Source organism: Alicyclobacillus contaminans DSM 17975 (assembly GCF_000429525.1).
GTDB classification, from domain to species: domain Bacteria; phylum Bacillota; class Bacilli; order Alicyclobacillales; family Alicyclobacillaceae; genus Alicyclobacillus_A; species Alicyclobacillus_A contaminans.
Map to the genome: position 1 here is coordinate 34785 of NZ_AUCA01000023.1, position 22148 is coordinate 56932.

The window sequence follows — 22148 nt, forward strand, 5'->3', positions numbered from 1 at the left end:
GCGTGTTCAGAACTCTATTGACACTTGCGAATAGATCATTGAGAAACCAATCCGCTGGTAACAGACATGGACAAGGAGTGCATGGTGTTACATGAACAAGGAACGATTAAATCAAGTGAAAGCCGCGATTCTCACGCTTTCATCACTGGCTTTCTTGGCGGGGTGTGGGCTAAACGGCAAACAGGTGGCGACTTCACTGCCTCCGGAAGCTGTGGCGGTGCAGACGGTGCACCTGTCGAAACAGTCCATCGGCGATACATTTATTGGATCTATCACACCGTATATTCAGACCACTTTATCTCCCGGAGCCAGTGGAACGCTGGCGGAGCTGGATGTGCGGGCCGGTTCAGTGGTCAAAGCGGGACAGGTGTTGGGGAGACTGAGTGATGTGACCGCAGTTCCGGCGCAAAACGCGGCAGATCAGGCGGCGGCGGCGCTGGCCAGCGCCGAAACCCAGTACCAGGATGCACTGGCCTTGTACAACGATAACATGAATGCGGAACAACAAGTGACCAACGCTCAGAACGCGGTCGATGAGCAAAAGGCGGCCCTGCAAACGGCCCAGATAAATCTGCAAAAGGCTCAGCTTCAGGCGCAGGCTTCGTTGAATGGCGGCGGTACACCCCAGGATGAGCAGGCTTTACAGGCGGTGGTGACGGCAGATCAACAAGCGGTGACGTCGGCTACCAAGCAGCTTGAGCTGGCGCAAAGCAACTTACAGATCCTTCAGCAAACGCTCGATGATGCCAAGGCGCAGTACGGGTCCATCACGAGTGCGCAGGTACAGCAGGCGTATCAGGCTTATCAGGACGCACTGAACCACTACAATTCTTGGCAGAAGGGGGCATTTGCAGGAACCAACCCCTACAGCGCCGAGCTGACTTCCACGCAAACGGTGTATCAGGCCCTGAGCAACGGTTATAACACGCTGCAGCAGGCGCAGCAGAGTTACAATCAGGGGCTTCAGGCGGTCAGCCAAGCCAGCTCTGCGCTCGCGAGCGCCCAGGCCAACCTGTCAACCGCCCAGAAGAACCTGGCGGACGCGAATCCCGACAGCAATACCAATCAGGCGCAACAGATCCAGCTTGGGGTGGCGGCGGCCCAGGCCTCGCTGAAGCAGGCGCAGGCTCAGTATAACGCGGCGGTAACGTCGCTCCAGTTGGCCAAACAAATCGCCAGCGACAAAACCCAAGCCAAGGCCAATCTGGACAGCGCCCTGAATGCGCTGCGCCAGGATCAGGTGAATGTACAGACTGCAAACCGCTCTTTGCAGGCACAGGTTCGAAATGACGAAGTGATTTCACCGATTTCTGGTTACGTACAAGCGGTGGGGGCGCAGGTGGGGCAAAGCGTCGGGCCACAAACGAGTCTTGTCACCATTGCTTCCATGTCACCCGTGATGGCGACAGTGCAGGTGCCGGAGACGGACATCGGCAAGGTGCACAAGGGAAGTCAGATGAACGTGTTCGTGCCGACGACGGACCAGACATTGAACGGACACGTGCTCGACGTGCATCCACAGTTGGATAGCACAACGAACCAGTACCCGGTGGACATTCAAATTGACAGCTCTGGCAACAATCTGCTCCCCGGCATGGCTGTGCAGGCCCAGATGCAGAGCCAGGCATCGAAGCCGGTCATTCTCGTCCCTGCAGACAGTGTCCTGAGCCTGCAAAGCGGAGCAAACGAAGTGTTTGTTGTGCGAAACGGACACGCGTACAGCAAGATGGTGCAGGTTGGGAATATGTCAAGCACTCAGTATGAAATCATATCCGGACTCGCCGTGGGCGATCAATTGGTGGTCCAGGGTCAGAACCTGTTGTCTGATGGAGATGCGGTGAAAGTGGTGTCGACGGACGGTTCAGCAAGCAACGGCAGCACCAAAGCGGCGTCGTAGAGGTACGTGCACGTCATCTGTCTGTTTTCTGAAGGCAAAGGAGAGTAGACCGTGAAAATCACAGATTTATCGATTCGTCGCCCGGTCACCATCACCATGCTGATGATTGCCGTAGTCATTGTCGGAGCGTTTGCCGTCTTTGAGCTGCCGCAAGAGCTGTTTCCGACGCTGAACCTGCCGGTTGCCGCGGTGACGACCTCGTGGCCGGGGGCATCCCCAGAGGAAATGGAACAGCAGGTCACGAGACCTGTGGAACAGGCGCTGCAAAGTCTGCCGGGCGTGTCGGAAATCGACTCCACCTCCACACAGGGGAGCAGCCTGGCGATTGTCCAGTTCAACTACGGTGTGGATATCAATCAGGAAGTCAATCAGATGCGCAGTGTGGTCTCGCGCGTTCAGAACCAGTTGCCCAGCGACGCGGATGCGCCAGAGGTACAACAGTTCGATCCCACGAATCTGCCCATCATGACGCTGGCCCTGTATGGCTCGGCTTCTCAATCAGATTTGAGCGATATTGCCCAAAACATCGTGCAGCCGGCTCTGCAGCATTTGAATGGTGTTGCCTCAGCCAGTACGACGGGTGCCTTGACCCGCCAAATTACTGTGCAGGTAGATCCGGTCAAGCTCAACCTCTATCACTTGTCTATCACTCAGGTAGCGCAGGCGCTGTCGTCTGATAACGTATCTGCCGATGCAGGGCAAATGCAAAAAGGATCTATGCTCATTCCAATGCACGTGAATGGTCAATTCACCTCTCCGGATCAACTGCTCGACGTGCCCATCAGCACCGGCAAAGGCACCATCCGTCTGGGCGATGTGGCCGATGTTCAATCCGGGTTCAAAGATGTTACATTGGTTTCGTCTGTCAACGGACAACCGGCTGTGGGGCTGACCATCACGCAGGCGAGTGGCGCAAACACCGTACAGGTATCGAATGAGGTTCACCAGGCAGTGGCGCAACTGCAAGGCCAATTGCCAAAAGGTGTCCATCTCATCATTCAGGAAGATAACGCGCAGACCATCCGCGACACCATTAACACAGTTGTCAACCACACGATACTGGGCTTCGTCTTCGGTGTGCTGGTGATTATGTTTCTTCTCCGCAGCCTGCGGACGACGGTGGTTGTGGCGGTGGCCATTCCGATTGCCGTGTTGTCGACATTCATGTTGATGTACGCGGCGCGTCTGTCGTTGAATTCCATCACTCTTGGTTCTCTGGCGGTGGGTCTCGGATCCCTGGTTGACTTTTCGATTGTTGTGTTGGAGAGCATTTTTCGTGCGAGACAGTCGGGCCTTGATTCCATCGAAGCGGCGCGGCGTGGGACACAAGAGGTGGGCCTTGCCGTTGTGGTCGCCGCGATTGCTCAGATTTGCGTTTTTGCACCGTCCATATTCGTCCCTGGCATCGCAGGGCAGTTTTTCCGCCCGCTGTCCTTGACGGTCAGTTTCTCCCACATCGCGGCGCTGTTTGTCGCGCTGACCTTCACGCCGATGCTGGCTTCACGCTGGCTGCGTGGTCGCCGCTTCGAAATGGAGGAAACGGTGCCTGGGAAAGACGCTCCGTTTCGCATTTGGGCGCCGTTTGACTGGTTCGGGCGCGGGATGCATGACCTCAACCAGGCTTATCGCCGCGTCTTGACCTGGGCGTTGGGGCACCGGAAGACAGTGGTCATCGGTTTTGCCGCCACGATGTTGGCGAGTTTCATGATGGTTCCGTTGATTGGCTTCGAATTGGTCCCCAACGTCGCGGATAATACGATGTCCATCTCCGTAACGCTCGCGAACGGAACGGACCTGGCGACCACAGAATCCGTTGTGAAGCAGGTAGAGGCCCTGGCAAAAAAGAATATGCCGGGCATTGAATCTGTCTATACTCAAGTCGGTGGGGCATCTTACGGAACTGGCGCGCAAACGAACACGGCGACCATTGATTTGACGTTTAATCCACAAGAAGCGAAACAGATTGCCACCATGGCGAACCGTTTTTCAAACCAGGTCGCCAGCATTCCAGGTGCGCAGATTTTGGTGACCCCGGGTACGGCCAACAGCGGACCAGGCGCCAGCAATTCGGTGCAGGTGCAGGTGCAAGGTCCTGACATGAAGACGTTGGAGATTCTCAGCAATCAGGTGGAAGACATTATGAAGAAGACACCTGGTCTTGAGTACGTGAACAATTCTTTGGCACAGGGGACACCGGATTATCAGCTGAACATTGATCACAACGCCCTGGCCAGATATGGACTCACCGCACAACAGGTGGAGTCGGCGTTGCGAACGGCAATTCAGGGAACCGTCGCATCCTCTTTCTACCAGGGGGATGAACAGACGGATATTGTGGTGCAGCTGCCGGAGTCGTTTGCGCGGGACATCAACCATCTCTCCGAGATTTCGGTGATGAACAGCCAGGGAAGTCTTGTTCCCATCCTGCAGGTCGCGAGCTTGACCACATCGCAGGAACCACCGCAAATCAGTCATGTGAACGGCGAGCGATCCGTCACGGTTTCGGCCACTGTGTATGGTGTCACTTCCGGACGAATCCAGGCTCAGTTGATGAAGGACTTTCAAACCATGCGCATTCCGTCCGGCTACAGTGTGGGATTTGGACAAAACGGAAAATTTCTCTCGAATACTCTGGTTGATCTTGGGCTCAGTGTTGTGTTTTCAATATTGCTTCTCTATATGGTGATGGCCAGTTTGTTCGAATCGGTGCTGACACCGTTCGTGATTATGTTTTCACTTCCGCCGACATTCATTGGTGCTGCACTTGGCCTGTTGTTGACCCATCGCTCGCTGAACATTGATTCGGCGATTGGCGTCATCATGGTGATGGGGCTGATTGCGAATAACGCGATTGTTTTGGTGGACTACACGAATCAACTGCGGGCAACGGGGATGTCACTTCGCGATGCGTTGTTGATGGCGGGTCCCATTCGTCTGCGACCCATTCTCATGTCCACTTTGACCACTGTGCTTGCGATGATGCCGCTCGTCATCGGCTATGGCACGGGGGCAGAGACCATGGCTTCAATGGCCACTGTCATCGCGTTTGGCCTCACGTTCTCTACGCTGGTTACACTGGTACTGGTACCGGTGATGTACGTCATTCTCGACAACTGGATCCAGCGTATCCGGCGTTGGACTCACCGAGGCCCACGCATTGCTAGGTCATCGCCCGATTCGACACTCAATGTTTGATGGGGTGTACCCCGCTCGGTGGCTGGACACGACAGGTATCCAACGAGGAGAGCCACCATGGATGAAGTGAACTTCCATTGGAGAGGGGCGGGCCTTTGTGAATTGCACCTCCGTAAGTGGACATGCGGTCAACAAGATGTGTGATGAACTCTACTTTACGGGGGTGCTTTTGGGGGCAATGTATAGCGTGCTCGACCAAGCGGCTACATCACTGCCCCCTTCGCTTTGCCACATGGCCATCTTTGGCCACATAACCCGTGACGAAAAACTCACTCTCGTTAATAATCTTCCGCGTTTTCTCAAAAAATAAACTAGGCTTAAATAATGCAGTATTGAAATAGTGAGAAAATTAGTACTATAATACCGGAGAGCGGCTTTTCGCTGCTTGTCATTCATTCTTTCTTCAGCTCATGTCTCGCTCTGACGCTCATGTGGGTAGGGGGGCCATTTTGACTCTTTACATGCTGAGGGGGCGAACAAGCAGACGGATGTCAACAGGTGGTTAAAAGGGGGAATTGTGATGAACAGTCTGAAATCAACATGGACCTCAATGGCAGGTGCTAGTTCGAGGAACGCTGCGGCCGGCGGAAATCAAGTGTCTCTAAAACGTGCACTCACAGGTATTGCGGCAGCATCTGTTGTACTCGGTTTGTTCTCACCGGTGGCGTTCGCGGCTTCTTCAGGATTGACCAAAGCCAGTCAGCTGCCCATTGTGGTAAACGGCACGGTATTATCCAATCCATTCGAAATGACGGGCAAAGATTCAGGGAACACCACCGCATTCTTTCCGGTCTACTACTTCAACCAAGCATTGAACAAACTTGGCTATCAAGCGACCTGGGATGGTGTAAATCGCATTTGGGCCATCACGGCGCCTGGTGTCACCCCGGCTTCGGTGGCCGGTGGCGTCGGAAACGGGAACACCACTGTCACCGTCAATGGTACGGTTGTGAAAAAGTTCAACACCCAGGTTGCCAAGGATCCGGCTGCCGGACCGTCCGCACAACCAACCACCTACATGCCGGTGTACTACATCAACAACGTCCTGGAAGCCATTGGCGTACAAGGATCCTGGAGCGGCTCCAATGGGTTGAGTCTAACTGGCGGCCCAAGCACATCTACGGGTGTGGGTTCCATCAGTACAGTGACTTGTACGGGGCAAGCCCTCGGGACCGGATCGCAAATGCAACCGGCAACCTCTTTTGGGAAACCAATTACGGTTTCGGTGAAGTTGACAGATCCCGATGGGAATCCGCTGGTTGGTGTGAACGCTTTGTTGGATTTGGTCTATTATGGTGGCGCGCCCACCGTGACCGATGCAAACGGCAATACGTTGTCCGCTCAACAGGTGAGTACAAGCGATGGGGAAGCATTCCAGTACAAGGTTCCTACGAACCAGGATGGGGTGGCGAGTGCCAACGTTTCTGTTGGAACGAATATATCTGCTGGTTATTTGGTACGATTTGAAAGCCCTTACAATCTAGCTGGTTCAACGGCAACCTTGAAATCTGACAAGGCCTACATAGGATTCGTCGCGCCGAACCACCTGGGCATTTCACCGTTCGCGACAGCAGCGAGTCCGTTTCAAGCCAGTGTTTCCGGTGCAAGCAGTGGCACTGCAGGACTCGTACCTGTTATCGTGGTCATCCCACCGAACAGTACAACCGAACAAGCGGGCGTACCCGTTACATTCTCACTGTCTAACAATACAGCATCCGCTTTCTTCTCCACCATGACTGGGGGGTCAATTGGAACGAGTCCACAAACGGTCTACACCGATGAAAATGGTGTAGCAACGGTTTTGGTCAATGCCAGTTCCATCGGTCTCGTCGAGGTTACAGCCAGCGCGACCAACTATAGCGACGTTCACACGCTGATCAGTTGGTCACAACCCGGTATTGTGAACAAGTTGGACAACAAGACGGCGAGCGGTTATCAAACTTCTCCGTCCGACAATGTTTACAATGCCAACCTGGGCGACAATGTGACATTCCAGGCAACGGCTGAGGACGAAAACGGCAACCCGGTAGCCAATGCGCAACTGTTGATTGCAAACAGTGAAGTGGATGGCGACGTGAATCACCCGCTCAACTCTGCGCACGGTGGGTATGTGGACAGTAACGGGAATACGACGAACTTCCCGAATGTCAGCGTGCTGAACCTGTCAGGTAGCACCAACCCGTCCACGCTGGGTGAAGTCGTGACGACGGATGCTTCCGGTAACTTCAACTTCACCGTGAACGACGACAAACTCAAAAACGACGGATACTACGTATACAGCATTCAGGGTGGTGTAGTTTCGAATCTGCTGTGGGAAACGCAGGTGAACTGGCAGACTAGTACAAATTTGAACTATATTGGTATTGCGGGTGCTGGCGGTGAAATTAAATACGACAGCAATGCCATCACGGGTCTGACCGGCCAGGCGGCTTTGGGCAACTACCAAATGAACTCAATCGTTGTACGTTTCGCTGGATTCGTTGGCGATGACGCGCCACTGGGCGCCGGATTGAATCAGACTTACACCCTTTCCACCACGGGTGAGGCGGATGCAGCCATCTGGGGTGTCCATGTGGACAGCAAGGCGAGCGACGTTGCTGACAGCAACTACGTGGCTGACCTGGATGGTGGCTATTGGTATCAATTGAATCCGGGACAACGCGGTGTGGGCAGCATCACGCTGCGCGTGGTACAAGATGCGACGAATTCGAATCAGTACGACGTTTACATCAACGGAATCCTGATTGGGTCCAACACGGAAACTGATTGGAACGACAGAAGTAACGGCGCGGATGGAGAGTACCCGGGTACCGTGAAGTTGGCCATGGCTGATGACGATTCCGGCAGCGCAACGCTCACGGTATCCTCATCCGGCAAGACGGCGACCGCACAGATTAACTTCAATGGCGGTCAACCGTTTGAAACCGAAGGGGTTACTCCGCAAATTGTGCTGACGAACGGTCAGTCTCAAGACCTGTCGTTGACGCTGGAAGATGACAACGGCAACCCGATTGCGAACACGCTTGGCGCCATCCAGTTCGCGGATTCCCCGAATCTGTGGGTAACCAAGATTAATACGGTTCCGTTGACGATGAATCAGTCTGGTGGTAGCCTCGGCACCGGTTCTGCGCCAGAACCGACTCCGATTCCGCTGTGGAATACTGCTGGAACTGAACAGCCGCTTACGAACGGCAAGCTGGGTTACAACAGCGTTAACGTCGCAGGCGTTGGTTCCTGGGCGCCGAGCGGTGGAAATACAACCACGGTCTACGCGTACTCTGATTCGAACGGTAAGATTACGCTCACCCTGCAAGATGGTGCAGTCTCCTACTGGAGCAATGATACGATTGCCGGCGGTGGTAGCGTTGTCTCTGCACCGAATGCAACGGGGAGCGTAGTCACTGAAAAGCTGTGGTCGCCAGTCGGCAACGAGACCAACATCGAAGCGGATTCGAGTGCACCGAAGGCGCAACTGGTTATCAGTCAAGCGAACCCAGGTTCCGGTGCTGCTGTATGGACTCAGGTGGGGGTCATCTCGTTCATCGGTGCGAACAACGGCGGTACTACAACGGGTCAAAGCAACTGGATTAGCAGTGCATCCGCGAAGTTTGACGGTCTGCTGGAGACAGCCATTCAAGCGACGGTTGATCCGGCGGTCACGAGCGTGCTGGTGGTGGATCAAACCAACGGCAAGGAGCTCGGACCCCTTTCAGCGAGCAACGGTAGCGTGAGTGGTAATCTGCTCGGTGCAACCAAGGGCGATGTGCTGGTCCTGACCCCGTACGAAGGGACCACGGCTGGTACAGCGTTGAGCATTACTGTTCAATAACGTCTGTGATCAGTGAGGGCGGGGAGAGAGCAAAGGCTCTCTCCCATACCCTTCAATGGAGCAAAGGGGCCGCTCGGAAATTCGTTTCAGCTAGCCAGGATACAGCCGATGAGGTTCCTGTGACCCTGTCGTAACCATAGCGTGCATGCAATGGGTTGAGGCGTCTGCGGTCAATGACGCGATAGGCCGCAGGCGCCCTCCTTGTTGGTGCCGTTTAATTCACTGGAATCAACGTTCAATCAGCCCCTGTGTCGCTACCACTCCTCATCCTCTCCAGTCAAAACTTGAAGCCGTTTCGTGAGAACGAAAGTGTGATCCCCCGATAATCCACATACCCCTGTTGCGGGCGTACGACCCGCGGGCTTTTCCGCACCGAGGCCACACACTCCACGGCATCTTACCTTGACCCTTGTCAGACACCTACGTTGCACGGGCAAATTAAATTGATTGATAAATGTTTTTTCTGCGAATCATTTTGTGCTATAATTTCCGCCGTGGCCTTTAATTTCGCATGATAGGTTATGGGCTCTCAAACTTACTACAAAAACGGTCAAACAGACCTACGTGCGCCATTGCGCACCTCAGAGGCAGAGGGGAGTGATGCAGTGCTTGACTCGCGTCTCCGGATTGAGTTGTTGATGTCGTATCGCCGCTTGCAGCTGCAATTCAAGGCGACCGCGAGAGCATTCGCGGCACGAGTCGGTTTAACCGAGTTTCATCTTTTCGTGTTGTCCGCATTGGTAGAACACCAAGAGATTAGTTTACGTCAACTTGCGGAACTCATTGCCACCTCGGAAAGTCAAGCCAGCGTGACGGTGGATGAGCTGGTGGAACGGGGATGCATACATCGTGTGCGCGCAAAAGAGGATCGCCGACGCTTGGTTCTCCGGCTGAGTGAAACCGGGGAGGGCCTGTTGCGCGATGTATTCGGAGAGAACTCGCCCTTTCAACGGATGATGACGCGTGTCATGGACATATCCGAAGAAGAGGCGAAATTCCTGATTCATCTCAATCAACGAATTTTGGTGAATTTACAACGAGAGGGAGTGGGCCATTCGTGAGTGCGAAAGGGCGGAAGATCATCTTGACCATTGTCGCCGTCGTGGTTGTCGTCGGCGCGTTGGTCGGCGCTTGGATCTACCATCAATCCCAACTGTATTTATCCACGGATGATGCGTATATAGACGGGCGTGAGATTGTCGTATCCGCCTCCGCGTCAGGACAATTAGAAAATTGGTCTGGGCACGAGGGAGCTACGTTTCAGCAGGGCAGTACGGTAGGACAGATTGAAGCGCGCACGGGTGATGCGACATCAACGGTTCCCATTCCTATTCCGGCCAATGCGACCATCGTGCAAAATGACGCGGTGGATGGTGAGTTCGTCTCTGTGGGAACGCCGCTGGCGTACGCATACAACATGAACGACCTGTGGGTCACCGCCAACGTCAAGGAAAAACTGATACATACTTTCGCGGTGGGAGCCCCTGTCGATATTACGGTGGACGCTTATCCGGGCGTGGTGCTGCACGGGAAGGTTGTACGCATCGGCCTTGCGACTGCCAACACGTTTTCACTGTTGCCGACGGAAAGTACCAACGCGAACTTTACCAAGGTTCAGCAGGTTGTGCCTGTGAAGATTGAGATGGACGGTTATCAGGGAATCGGTTTGGAACCGGGGCTCAGCGTGGAAGTTCGCATTCATAAACAACACTGAAACGTGTCAGTTGCCGAAACCCATGGAGTCTATGACACCCGTAATTTGGCGGGTGCTTGGAAGCATGCGGGAGCAGCGGCTGCATGTTATACATCTCAATTTGAATGTCAGGCATAATTTTTAAGTTACAACCAAGGCAGAGGGGGATTTTCCATGGCGGAGGTTGGAGTGCAAACGGAGGCGGGCCTTGCCCTGAAATCTTCACGCCGTAAACGATGGGTGGCTGGTGGCATCGCTGTCATTGTGGTACTGGGAGTTGCCGCCGCGGTCGCACTCAAGGCGACGAATGCGGGCGCAGCGGAGATTCCAGCTACGGATGTGTACAAAGTGACTACCGGCACGCAGGTGACCAGCATTTCAACAACTGGAACGGTGGCATCCAGTTCAGAGTCCAATCTTGCATTTCAAAATGTCGGAGGCATGATAAAGACCCTCAACGTCGATGTCGGTACACATGTGAAGGCGGGCCAGGTCCTGGCCACGTTGGACGACTCCAGTATTCAGGCACAGATAGAGTCTGCCCAGGCCAACGTTGCGGTTCAACAGGGCAATCTGCTGCAGGCGCAGGCCAAGCTGTCTCTAGCCAAAGAGGGACCGACAGCGCAGACCGTTCAGGTGGCGCAGGCGGGCGTGAAGGCGGCGCAGACCGCTTTGGCGAATGCGCAGAAGGCGTATAAGGATGCCCTGGCTAACTACAACGACCGTACGGCTCAGCAGCAGCAATTGGTTGCCGCACAGAATGCGGTGAATCAGGCCAAGGCAGCGCTGGACACGGCGCAGCAGAACCAGCAGGCGGCGATTCAGGCTGCGCAGAACAACTTGACTGCGGCTCAAACCAAACTGGCGACAGATCAGCAGAACTTGCAGACAGATCAGGCTCAGTATGGAAACATCACACTGGAACAGGTGCAAAAGGAATATCAAGCCTATGAAGATGCGTTGTCTCACTACCAGGCTTGGCAAAATGGAGCTTTTGGGGGGGCAAACCCCTATCAACAGTCGCTGCAGGTGGCGCAACAAGTCTATCAAAGCGACAGCCAGGGCTACTACAAGCTGCAGGGAGATGAGACTGCGGTGAAGGCGGATGAGGCCGCAGTAACCCAGGCGCAGCAGGCTCTGACACAAGCGCAATCCAGCGTGTCAACCGTGCAATCGCAGTATGATGCCGCTGTAAAGGCGCTGCAAGCCGCACAGCAGGCGTACGACGACAGGACCCAGCAGCAGACTGCCGTTGACCAAGCGGCGAACGCGGTCAAACAAGCACAAGCGCAGGTCCAAAGCGCTCAGGCGCAATTGCAGCAGGTGCAGCATCCGCAGGATCCAGGTAACATACAGGCGGCGCAGGCCGGCGTGACCACCGCACAAGCCGGTGTCCAGACCGCTCAGGCACAGGTGAAGCAATTGCAGGTGCAGGATGGATACACGGTGCTGCGTGCTCCGGAAGATGGGGTAATTACAGCGAAAAACGTTGCCGTAGGCGATGTGGTTCAACCGGGGCAGGCAGTGTTCACCATGAATGTGAACAAGCGCCAGGTGTATGTGGCGGTGTCCGAAGCGCAGCTGCAGTCCGTCTCGGTGGGGGATCCGATAACGATGACCATCTCCGCCTTGCCTGGCCAGACTTTTACGGGCAAAGTGTTGGAGATTGATCCCACGCCCATCGACGGTTCTGCGGGTATCACGGAGTATCGTGTGAAGGCAGCGCTGGACAACGCGCAACCGGATGTGGTGAAGCCGGGCATGAGCGGAAATGTCGTGATTCATACGAATTTGAAGCATGCTGGCGTTATGATTCCAGCGATGTCGCTTCAGAATGTGGATGGGTATTATGGTGTTTATGAGCTTCGCCAGAACGGAACGAAATCCATTGACAGTGGCGCTGCTGCGGCGGCAGCTGGGGTTCCCCCTGTACCGCAGAGTGAACTGGACAAGATAGATCAGAATATGCCGAAGGGCGTGTACTTCCAGCCGGTACAAGTTGGCTATCAGGGCAACACGCAGGTTCAGATTACGGCTGGATTACGTGAGGGCGACAAGATTTTGCTGGGAGCGAGCCGGTTTACAGTGGAACCCGACGGCACCGTATTGTCAAACGATGACTGATGCATCCTCAGGCAATCGGGGAAGCGCAACGGTTGCCTGGGGAGCGAAATTCCCCAGGCAACCGTTGCCCTGACGAGCCTTGGCCAGTACCGGACCGATGTATTCTGCACATTCTGCACCGCATGGCCGGATGGCGGTCCCTATGCTCCTGGCTGCGTGTTTCTCAGAAACTATGCGTCTGAAGGGGGGAATTCCATGTCTGCTTCCGCCGTATCGGCAAATCAAGACAGCGGCTCTATGCATCGTGGAGTCATCGTCACGGTCATGGTGTTGGGTGCCTTCGTCGCCTTGCTCAACCAAACTCTGTTGAACGTGGCGATTCCACATCTGATGAATGCGTTTGGGGTTGATGCGGACACAGTACAGTGGCTGTCCACCGCATACATGCTGACGAACGGGATTGTCGTACCACTCTCTGCGTTTCTGATTGCGACGTTAACCACACGCACACTGTTCATGGGGTCAGTGCTGATATTTGTGGTGGGAACGTTGGTATGTGGTGCTGCTCCCAGCTTCTCAGTGATACTTGCGGGGCGTGTGATTCAGGCTATCGGTGCTGGGTTGATGATGCCCCTGATGATGACGGTCATTATGAGCATTTATCCACCGGAGACGCGCGGAAAGATGATGGGGGTCATTGGAATTGCGATGTTTTTCGCCCCTGCTCTGGGGCCGACATTGTCCGGGTGGATGATTGAAAACTGGTCATGGCGATTGCTTTTCTATGTGACCATCCCCATCGGCCTTTTGGATTTCGCGCTGGCGTTTGTGTTCCTCAAAAATGTGGGTGAACCCCGTCGAATGAAGTTTGATATTGTCGGCTTCGTGACATCCACTATTGGCTTTGGCACGCTGCTATATGGCTTCAGCGAAGCCGGAAGCAAGCAATTGCACGACCCTCAAGTCGTCATACCGGTCATCTGCGGGATTATCTTTCTCGTATTCTTTGTCGTTCAGGAGCTTACCTATGATGCACCTATGTTGAATCTGCGGGTCTTCTCGGTATCTCAGTTTTCACTCGCGACCATCGTGAGTTCAATTTTAAATATGGCGATTTTTGGAGGGGCGCTTTTGGTGCCCATCTACATTCAAAACATCCGTGGATATTCAGCATTGGAATCCGGGTTACTGATGTTGCCGGGTGCTCTCATTATGGCGGCCATGTCACCGATTTCCGGAATCCTGTTGGACAGATATGGAGTGAGACCGCTTGCCGTCATCGGCCTGTCGATTACGGCGGTCACAACCTGGTTGTATACAGGACTTAGCATGGACACCACCTATGGACACGTGATGCTGCTGTATACGCTTCGGATGTTCGGTATGTCGTTCGTTGCGATGACCATCATGACGTCTGGTCTGAATGCTTTACCCCGGAACCTGGCGAGTCATGGTACCGCAGTTTCAAACACTGTACGCATGGTGGCTTCTTCACTGGGAACGGCCATACTGGTTACCATCATGTCCACGCAGTCCACAACCCACTTTGATGCGTATGCCGATATGATGAACGTCAGCAATGCTTCGCTCCACAATGGATTCATGGAGGTTGCGCAAAGTATGGCGTATCAGCTGAAGGTTCCGCTGAGTACGGGGATTGGCGTTGCGCGCGAAATATGGGCACAGTTGGTGCAAAGCAATGGGACCGTTGAGGGAATTGATGACGCTTTTAGGGTGGCAGCGGGCTTAGCGGTATTCGCGCTGCTTCTCTCGTTCTTCCTCACGAGACCAAAGCAACAGCCAGTGGCTCAGAAGGCCAGAGTGCAGGGGGCTGCATCTCCTAAAGAGACATCGTAAAATCTAGGCAACGATATTGCAGCCGAGTTGGTTCTGAAGTCTGATGAATCGAGCGAGAAAGGGAATGTAAGGAATAGAAACCGTCTTTGGGTTTGTTGTGAAAGTATTTACTTCGGGCTGTGGCTTCATGTTTGCGAATGCCTTAGAAACAGCAAGGTGCCTCGAACCATTAGGGGGGGGGGGGGGGGCAGAATGTCGATAAAGAGGTGCGTGGCACCTCTTTATCGCGTGTTCTTGGTTCTTGAGCTTGTTCGGCCCATAACGTGTTCCAGTCAGCTGTTGCTGATTGCGTCGCTTGAGCTGGCACTACTACTGTTGCCGACAGTAGTTCCGCTTTGTTGAGGACGCCCTTTTCCACCCTGGAACGTTCCTGTGTGCTCCAGCATCTGTTTGGCTTTGGACGCAAAATTACTCAATATTTTCTGCTCTGCTGTGGAGGTAAGCTTGCCGCTTTGCACCGCTTGGTCTAACTTGCTTTGCAAATCTGCTTGCAAGTCGGAAATCAGCGTGTCCTCTGAAATTCCTTTGCTCTCAGCGATTTGTGCGATGGATTGTCCAGCTTGCAAATCCGCCTTCAACGTGGCTTGGTCAATATTGAGAATTGATGTGAGTTCGCTAAGCGCATTGAACGCCATCCGCTGCCCCGAATTCTTGGCAGCAACCCCGCCCTTTTGTTCGACGAACTTCTTTTCCTGCGCGTCAAAGTTGCTTAAGATTTTTTGCTCCTGTGCTGACGTAAGTTTACCGCTTTGTACCGCTTGATCCAGTTTGCTTTGCAAATCTGCCTTCAAGTCGGAAATCAGCGTGTCCTCTGAAATCCCTTTGCTCTCAGCAATTTGCGCGATGGACTCGCCTGCTTGGATGTCTGACTTCAACGTCGCCTGGTCAATACCGAGAATGCTCAGCAGCGATGAAATCCCTGCACCCGTTTGTCCCTTGAAGGCATGATGCGCCTTGGCGACGCTCGTTGACGTCGATGTACCCGAGTTCGCAGTGGACGCAGCAAATGCCGACGCGGGCACCAGGATGGTCGCGGTCAAACCTGCAGCTCCAATCAGCAATTTTGTTCTTGCGTTCATGGTGATTCCTCCCTCGAAAAGAATGTATTGCTCTATCCATCAACATAGACAGGACATTTGGAGATTTCGTGGAGAAAGTTTAACGTTCGTATGGTGTTTCTGTGGAAAACGTTATTGTATCTTGGCCTAGTTTGCCAATATGCGTACTGGACTTTCTACAGCCCCTTTACACGCAGTTAAGACCAAGTCAAACTCCGTGTAAAGGGGATGATTGTTTTACAGCGGAAGCTGGAAGAACTTGAGATGGAGGACGAGATCCTAAAAAAGTTTCAAGCATTCTCAAAGCAGGTCGAGCGCTCAAATACCAATTCATCAACCACCAACAAACGTACCCAATAAAACGGATATGTCGAATCCTTCAAGTGAGTCGACAAGGCTACTACAGCTGGTGTAAACGTCGTAAGAGTTCCCGCATCATCGACCGTGAGATTCTTGAGCAGTCCATTCTGGAAATCTACCAGGAGTACAAAGGGCGTTACGGAAGTCCACGAATTGCACTCGAACTATACAAACGAGGCATGTTCACAAGTAAGAACCGCGCCTTACGACAGATGCAGCGTATGGGGCTTGTTGCAATGCCCTGGAGAAGAAAACAGCGCCTGGGACGACGGGTACCGGCTCATATGGTCGAGAATCTCGTACAGCGCGCATTTCATGCGCAAACAAAAATACGCTTTGGGTAGGTGATGTCACTTATATTCCGGTGAAGTCAGGGTTCGTGTATCTGGCCACATGGATTGATGTATTCTCTCGCAAGGTGGTCGGATGGTCGTTGCAGGGCGGATGACACAACAACTGGTGATGAACGCATTTGTCCAAGCCATCGGTCGGGAGAAACCGGCGCCAGGGCTTATCCTTCATACGGACCGGGGCTCGCAGTACAGCAGCCGTGCGTTCCAGGAGCTTGTTCGAAGGCATGGGGGCGTGCCTAGTATGTCCAGGCTCGGAGCTCCCTACGATAACGCCGTCATGGAGTCATTCTACAAGACGCTGAAGACTGAATTGCTGACAGGCAAAAGATTTGAAAGCAGGCACGAGGCTGAAAAAGCCATCTTCGAGTACATCGAGATGTTCTACAACACAAAACGGATGCATTCCGCACGGAAATATCTCTGCCCAAGGGAGTACGAGATGAAGTATACTGGATTGAAAGGTCTTATCTCCGTGTCAAGAAAACCGTGGGAAGTCCAGCACATTCGTCTTCCATCCATAAAGTAACTTTGAGTCATTCCAGCGGGACAGGTATAATAGCAACCAGTCAAGATGAACCACAATTGGTTACAGGTAGGTGGATGTAAGATGAAGCGAGGCACAAAGGCACTCTTGGCACTTGTGATGGCAGGTTCGGCGACCCTCTTTGTCGGCTGCGGGACCTCGACCGATACCAATAGCACCTCCAATACGGCAAATGCAAATAACGCTACGTCCAATTCGACGACAACGAAACCATCCAGTTCTTCCACTGGGAAGGTGATGGTGATTGGTGGACAACAGTACGAGGGTTCTGCGAATCTGAAGAAATACGAATCGAAAGCGGCTGCCAATCCCAATAACGCCGAGGCGCAGATAGATGCTGGCCGCAGTGCCCATGTCAACGGGGATGATAAGGCGGCCATCAGCTACTACGAAAAGGCGATTAAGATTGATCCTAAAAATGCACAGGCGTATAACAACATCGGAAACATCTACTTCCGAGACATGAATCAACCGCGTTCAGCGGTGCCTTATTATCAAAAAGCCACCCAGGCGGACCCAACTTACGTATACGGATGGTGGAATCTCGCATTGGCGGAGAAAGCGTTGGGAAATAACACAGCCGCGCAGGAAGCCGTGAAGGAAGGATTGCAGAAGGTTCCGAAGTCAGATCCGAATTACAAAAACCTGGAAAACGCACTCAAGTGATGCCATGGTGATTTCGCCATCGTCGCCTGTTGCCAAAGAGCCTCTGACGCCAAGTCGGAGGTCCTTTGGCAACTTTTCTATTTACATTCCCTACTTCATATCACCGCCAAATCTTCTCCATACTTTCTCCATACCATATTGATGTGCCGTGGATATAATTAGCATAAGTTTGGGCGCGTGCACGGTTCTGGAGTTGGTCGAAGCGCCGAATTGTCTCACGTGCCGACTGCGCGCTCCGAAAATCAAGCTAGATCTCTGAACAGTTTGATGTGGTCATGGGGGAGTTAAGATGGTGGGGACCAGTGTAGGGCAAGAAAGTGAATTTATCCAGCCGATGTTTAAGAAATCCCGGCGAAAGTGGATCTACTCCGGTATCGCGGTGGTGGTTGTGCTCGGTGCTGGGATTCCTGCACTGGCGCATACGCTCGGTGGTTCCACGCCAATTCCGGCCAATGACATCTACCAGGTTCGGTACGGGAATGTTATGCAGACGGTGAGTGCTTCGGGAACCATTCAGGTACCGACTGAAATCGATTTGAATTTCTCCGGATCTGGTTCTTCGGGCAGCGTAAAGAGCGTCGGTGTAAAGATTGGGCAGAAGGTGAAGGCTGGGCAGGTGTTGGCCCAGTTGGATGACTCAACCGCGCAGACGCAGGTTGCGACCGCAAACGCCCAGGTTGCGCAGGCCAAGGCCAATTTGGCTTCTGCACAGGCAAAACTTGCTCAGGATGAAGAAGGTCCCACCAAGTCGGCGATTGCGATTCAACAGGCAAACGTGGAGAAGGCTCAGGCTACTTTGAGTGCGGCGAATCAACAGTATCAGCTTCAGCTTCAGCAGTACAATGACCGAACCAGTGATGAGCAGGCGCTGGTGAACGCGCAAAATGCGCTTGCGAAAGACGAGCAGACAGCCAACGATACGTCCTCCGTGTCGTCTGCGCAAGCCCAGGTGGACTCTGCCCAGGCAGCCTTGGCTGAGGCGGAGCAAACGCTGCAGCAGGACCAAGCGCAATACGGAAACATCACCGAAGAACAGGTTCAACAGGCATATCAAGCATATCAAGATGCTCAGGCCCGATATTACGGTTGGGCCAATGGTGCTAATACAGGATCGAATCCCTACAGCACACAGTTGCAAAACGCCGAGAACCAGTACAACACCTTAAACTCTGAATACCAAGACCTGCAGCAGGCCCAACAGGCGGTGAACAATGCCAAAACCACACTGGCCCAAGCGCAGGCGGACCTGAAGACTGCGCAGACCCAGGTGGCCCAGGCGCAACAGCAGATACAGGCGGACGAACTCGCGGTTCAACAAGCGGAAGACGAGTACAATAACCGCACCACAGCCAAGCAGAACCTCGAAAATGCGCAGAGCCAGGTGCAGCAGGCGCAGGCGGATCTCGACAGCGCCAAAGCGAGCCTGCAACAGGCGGAACAGCCGGCGGATTCAGCAACCATCAAGCAGGATGAGGCGTCGATTGCCGGTGCCCAGGCCGGATTGCAATCGGCAGAGGCCAATCTTGAGTCGGCGCAGCTCCAGGTGCAAAACACCATGCTGAAGGCGCCCATTGACGGGGTGGTGACACAGGTGAACATCAAACCGGGAGAGCTGCCTAGCAACTCCACACCAGCGATTGTGATTGACGATTCGGTTGCCACAGATCTGCAGGTGAACATACAGGTCAGCGAATCGCAGATGGGTTCCATCAAGCCGGGGCAGGCTGTCGACTATACCGTATCTACATATCCAGGTGAGACGTTCCATGGGACCATCACTGAGATCTACCCAACACCGCAGGTGGTGTCCAACGTCACGGAATACACGGTGATGGCCACCATTGACAACTCATCTGGCAAGCTGAAGCCGGGAATGACCACGAATGTCACGATACACACGGCGGAAAAGGATCACGTCTTGACCGTCCCCGCCATCGCTCTGCAAACACGGGGAAGCATTGAAGGGGTCTACGTCTATGACACCTCTGGCACCTCTTCGCAGAGTGGTAACAGTGTGTCCGTCGGATCTTCCGTCCGGACCGGAGGATTCGGGGCAACCAGTAATGGAACCGGAGCAGGTACAGGGGCCAAGACCGGGTTTGGAACAGGGGGCGGCACCCGAGGCGGCGCGGCGAACGGCATTTCATTTGGCACCAATGCCAAGCTCCCCAAAGGTGTTCGATTCCAACCGGTTGAGGTGGGTCTGTTTGGGACCAACACCGTGGAAATCACCGCTGGATTGAGCCCTGGCGAGGAGATTTTGCTTCAATTGCCGGGTAACTCAGCCTCCACGAACACCCCCAGCAGCAGCGGCGGAATTCGCATGGGCATGGGCGGATTTGGCGGCGGTGGCGGTCGGGCCTTTGGCGGCGGAGGAGGCCGTGGATAATGGGGGCTTTGATTGAAATCCGGAATTTGGTGCGCCAATACGTCATGGGTGGTCAAATCATCCGCGCGCTGAACGGTGTGAATCTGGAGATTCAGCGAGGGGAATTCGTGGCCATCATGGGGCCATCCGGGTCAGGGAAGTCCACCTGCATGAACATGATAGGCTGCCTGGACAAACCCACGTCGGGGAGCTATGTCATTGACGGAAACGACGTGTCACAACTGACCGAGGACCAGTTGGCCGAACTCCGAAATCGGAAGATTGGCTTCGTGTTTCAAAATTTCAATCTGCTGCCGCGAACCACCGCCCTCGAAAATGTGGAGCTGCCAATGATGTACGCGGGCGTGCCCGCCCGCGAACGCAGGCGACGTGCGGTGGAAGCACTGGAACGTGTGGGACTGGGTGAGCGACTGCACAATCGGCCAAACGAGCTGTCCGGTGGTCAGCAGCAGCGCGTCTCTATTGCACGTGCGTTGGTTAATCGCCCAGCTCTGATCTTGGCGGACGAACCGACTGGGGCGTTGGATTCTCAGACCACCGAAGACATCCTCAAGCTGTTTGAGGAACTGCACCAACAGGGCAACACCATTGTCATTGTGACGCACGAAGACGAAGTCGGCCAGCACGCGCACCGCATTGTGCGGTTTCGCGATGGTAAAGTTGAATCTGACCTGCCGACGGATCGAGCTCGGGAGGTAGAGCCTGTATGATGTGGCTGGAAACCGTGCGCGTAGCATGGCGAAGCATCAGAGCCAACAAGATGAGGTCTTTCCTCACCATGCTCGGCATCATCATCGGCGTCATGGCGGTCATTGGTAGTTCCGCCGTCGGTGTGGCCGCCAAGAATTCCGTCACCAAGCAGGTGGAAGGACTCGGATCGAATGTCATCACCGTGATGCCAGGGGCCGTGACTTCCGGCGGGATCAACCGCGGATTTGGCTCGGCATCCACACTGAAGTATGAGGACGTGTCTGCCATCCTTCAGCAAGATCCCGATGTGGCGATGGCCGCCCCGCTGGTTTCACACAACTCTCAGGTGGTGTTTGAGTCGAACAATACCTCCACGGCGATTGAGGGGACAACGCCGGATTACATGAACATCCACAACATGGCGATTGCGGAAGGGCGGTTTTTCCAACAGCCTGAGGTGGACCACAGCGCCAATGTGGCGGTGCTCGGTAGTTCCGCCGCGCAAACGCTGTTTGCCGGGACTGGCGTCAACCCCATTGGTCAGACCATCACCATTGACCAGATTCCGTTCACCGTGATTGGGGTAGCTGCCCCCCAAGGATCCAACGGATTTCAGAATCTGGACGACGCTATCGCCATTCCAATCACAACGGAAATGAATCTGCTGACAGGCAGTGATTCGGTGCAGTCCATCAGCGTGTCCGCGAAATCGGCCGATGTGATGACCCAGGCGCAGAATGAAATTGAGGCCACCCTGCGCGTGCAGCACCAGTTGGCGGCAGGGCAGCCCGACGACTTCACCATCATGAACCAGCAGACGATTCTCAACGCTCTCAGCAGCATCACCACCGTCCTGACACTGCTGCTGGGAGGTATTTCAGCCATCTCGCTGTTGGTCGGCGGCATTGGCATCATGAACATCATGCTGGTGTCGGTAACGGAGAGAACGCGCGAAATCGGCATTCGGAAAGCCATCGGTGCCAAGCGGCGAGTGATTATGAATCAATTCCTGCTGGAGTCACTGACGCTCAGTTTGATGGGCGCGGCCATGGGACTCATCATCGGCGGTGGTTTGGCGGAGTTGATTGGAAACCTGATGCACGTGGGGAACGTGTTGTCTCTCACGGCCGTGGTGCTCGCCGTCATCTTTGCCGTTGCGGTGGGGATTATCTTCGGAGTTTATCCGGCTCGAAAGGCCTCCAAGCTGAAACCGATTGACGCGTTGCGGTTTGAATAGGGGGGCTGGGCCCACAAGGGGAATGGAGTGATATTGAGCCGGGAGAAGGCCTGTCTGCGCGTTGGGCAGGCATTCATCCTGGCTCGTCATGCCAAGTCAAATGTAAAAGGCTACGAATGAGAGAAAAGACGTATTGAACCCCACATTGTCAAGACAGATGGGATGGCTTTTAAGAAAGAGATGATAGATTTACAATTCAGATAAAAACCGTCTCACGCTGCGTTCTGTTGCATTTTCCAGTTTCTGAATTCCGACGGTGACCGATAACCTAGTGCGGAATGAGGTCGGTCCGTGTTGTAAAAGTGAATGTATGACT

The 22148-nt window shown here is 54.1% G+C and carries 15 protein-coding genes and 1 pseudogene; 14 read left to right on the plus strand and 2 right to left on the minus strand.

Going from position 1 to position 22148, the window contains the following annotated elements:
• Nucleotides 1–91 precede the first annotated feature (91 nt).
• From G463_RS0109920 to G463_RS19810, 7 genes are all read left to right on the plus strand, one after another.
• A complete protein-coding gene (locus G463_RS0109920; protein WP_026975039.1) occupies nucleotides 92–1897 on the plus strand; it encodes an efflux RND transporter periplasmic adaptor subunit in 1806 nt (601 codons plus the stop codon).
• A 51-nt stretch (nucleotides 1898–1948) separates the two neighbouring features.
• Nucleotides 1949–5092: an efflux RND transporter permease subunit gene (locus G463_RS0109925; RefSeq protein ID WP_026975040.1), complete on the plus strand. Its 3144-nt coding sequence runs from the start codon at nucleotides 1949–1951 to the stop codon at nucleotides 5090–5092.
• 520 nt (nucleotides 5093–5612) lie between these two features.
• Complete coding sequence (locus tag G463_RS0109930; RefSeq protein ID WP_026975041.1) at nucleotides 5613–8921, plus strand: beta strand repeat-containing protein; 3309 nt, start codon at nucleotides 5613–5615, stop codon at nucleotides 8919–8921.
• Nucleotides 8922–9526: 605 nt separating this feature from the next.
• Complete coding sequence (locus G463_RS0109935) at nucleotides 9527–9982, plus strand: MarR family winged helix-turn-helix transcriptional regulator (protein ID WP_026975042.1); 456 nt, start codon at nucleotides 9527–9529, stop codon at nucleotides 9980–9982.
• Entirely contained in the window at nucleotides 9979–10635 is a 657-nt protein-coding gene (locus tag G463_RS0109940) for an HlyD family secretion protein (protein WP_026975043.1), read from the plus strand. The genes G463_RS0109935 and G463_RS0109940 overlap by 4 nt, the downstream gene beginning before the upstream one ends.
• 153 nt (nucleotides 10636–10788) lie before the next feature.
• Nucleotides 10789–12738, plus strand: a complete 1950-nt coding sequence (locus G463_RS0109945) for an efflux RND transporter periplasmic adaptor subunit (protein ID WP_026975044.1) — start codon at nucleotides 10789–10791, stop codon at nucleotides 12736–12738.
• 195 nt (nucleotides 12739–12933) lie between these two features.
• Entirely contained in the window at nucleotides 12934–14535 is a 1602-nt protein-coding gene (locus G463_RS19810; RefSeq protein WP_245575811.1) for a DHA2 family efflux MFS transporter permease subunit, read from the plus strand.
• Between the two features lie 272 nt (nucleotides 14536–14807).
• Here G463_RS19810 and G463_RS0109955 read toward each other — a convergent pair whose 3' ends face one another.
• Complete coding sequence (locus G463_RS0109955; protein WP_026975045.1) at nucleotides 14808–15614, minus strand: hypothetical protein; 807 nt, start codon at nucleotides 15612–15614, stop codon at nucleotides 14808–14810.
• 362 nt (nucleotides 15615–15976) lie between these two features.
• Here G463_RS0109955 and G463_RS24035 point away from each other — a divergent pair, with 362 nt between their 5' ends.
• The 7 genes and pseudogenes from G463_RS24035 (at nucleotide 15977) to G463_RS0109980 (ending at nucleotide 21832) form a co-directional block, all read left to right on the plus strand.
• Nucleotides 15977–16297 (plus strand): IS3 family transposase, encoded by a 321-nt coding sequence (locus G463_RS24035; RefSeq protein ID WP_169725461.1) that lies wholly within the window; start codon nucleotides 15977–15979, stop codon nucleotides 16295–16297.
• Nucleotides 16298–16332: 35 nt separating this feature from the next.
• Nucleotides 16333–16508: pseudogene (locus G463_RS23575) on the plus strand (DDE-type integrase/transposase/recombinase); the annotation flags it as partial.
• A 39-nt stretch (nucleotides 16509–16547) separates the two neighbouring features.
• Nucleotides 16548–16832, plus strand: a complete 285-nt coding sequence (locus G463_RS23580) for an IS3 family transposase (RefSeq protein WP_281171073.1) — start codon at nucleotides 16548–16550, stop codon at nucleotides 16830–16832.
• Between the two features lie 81 nt (nucleotides 16833–16913).
• Nucleotides 16914–17516 (plus strand): tetratricopeptide repeat protein, encoded by a 603-nt coding sequence (locus tag G463_RS19820; RefSeq protein ID WP_026975046.1) that lies wholly within the window; start codon nucleotides 16914–16916, stop codon nucleotides 17514–17516.
• A gap of 292 nt (nucleotides 17517–17808) precedes the next feature.
• Nucleotides 17809–19905, plus strand: a complete 2097-nt coding sequence (locus tag G463_RS0109970; RefSeq protein ID WP_169725463.1) for an efflux RND transporter periplasmic adaptor subunit — start codon at nucleotides 17809–17811, stop codon at nucleotides 19903–19905.
• The gene (locus G463_RS19825; RefSeq protein WP_035486697.1) at nucleotides 19905–20615 is read left to right on the plus strand and encodes an ABC transporter ATP-binding protein; all 711 of its coding nucleotides are present in this window, start codon (nucleotides 19905–19907) and stop codon (nucleotides 20613–20615) included. The genes G463_RS0109970 and G463_RS19825 overlap by 1 nt, the downstream gene beginning before the upstream one ends.
• The gene (locus G463_RS0109980) at nucleotides 20612–21832 is read left to right on the plus strand and encodes an ABC transporter permease (protein ID WP_026975048.1); all 1221 of its coding nucleotides are present in this window, start codon (nucleotides 20612–20614) and stop codon (nucleotides 21830–21832) included. The genes G463_RS19825 and G463_RS0109980 overlap by 4 nt, the downstream gene beginning before the upstream one ends.
• Before the next feature lie 212 nt (nucleotides 21833–22044).
• On the opposite strand, the gene G463_RS24040 is transcribed toward G463_RS0109980, so the two are convergent.
• The coding region (locus G463_RS24040) for an integrase core domain-containing protein (protein ID WP_156900163.1) at nucleotides 22045–22148 on the minus strand (104 nt) is incomplete at its 5' end.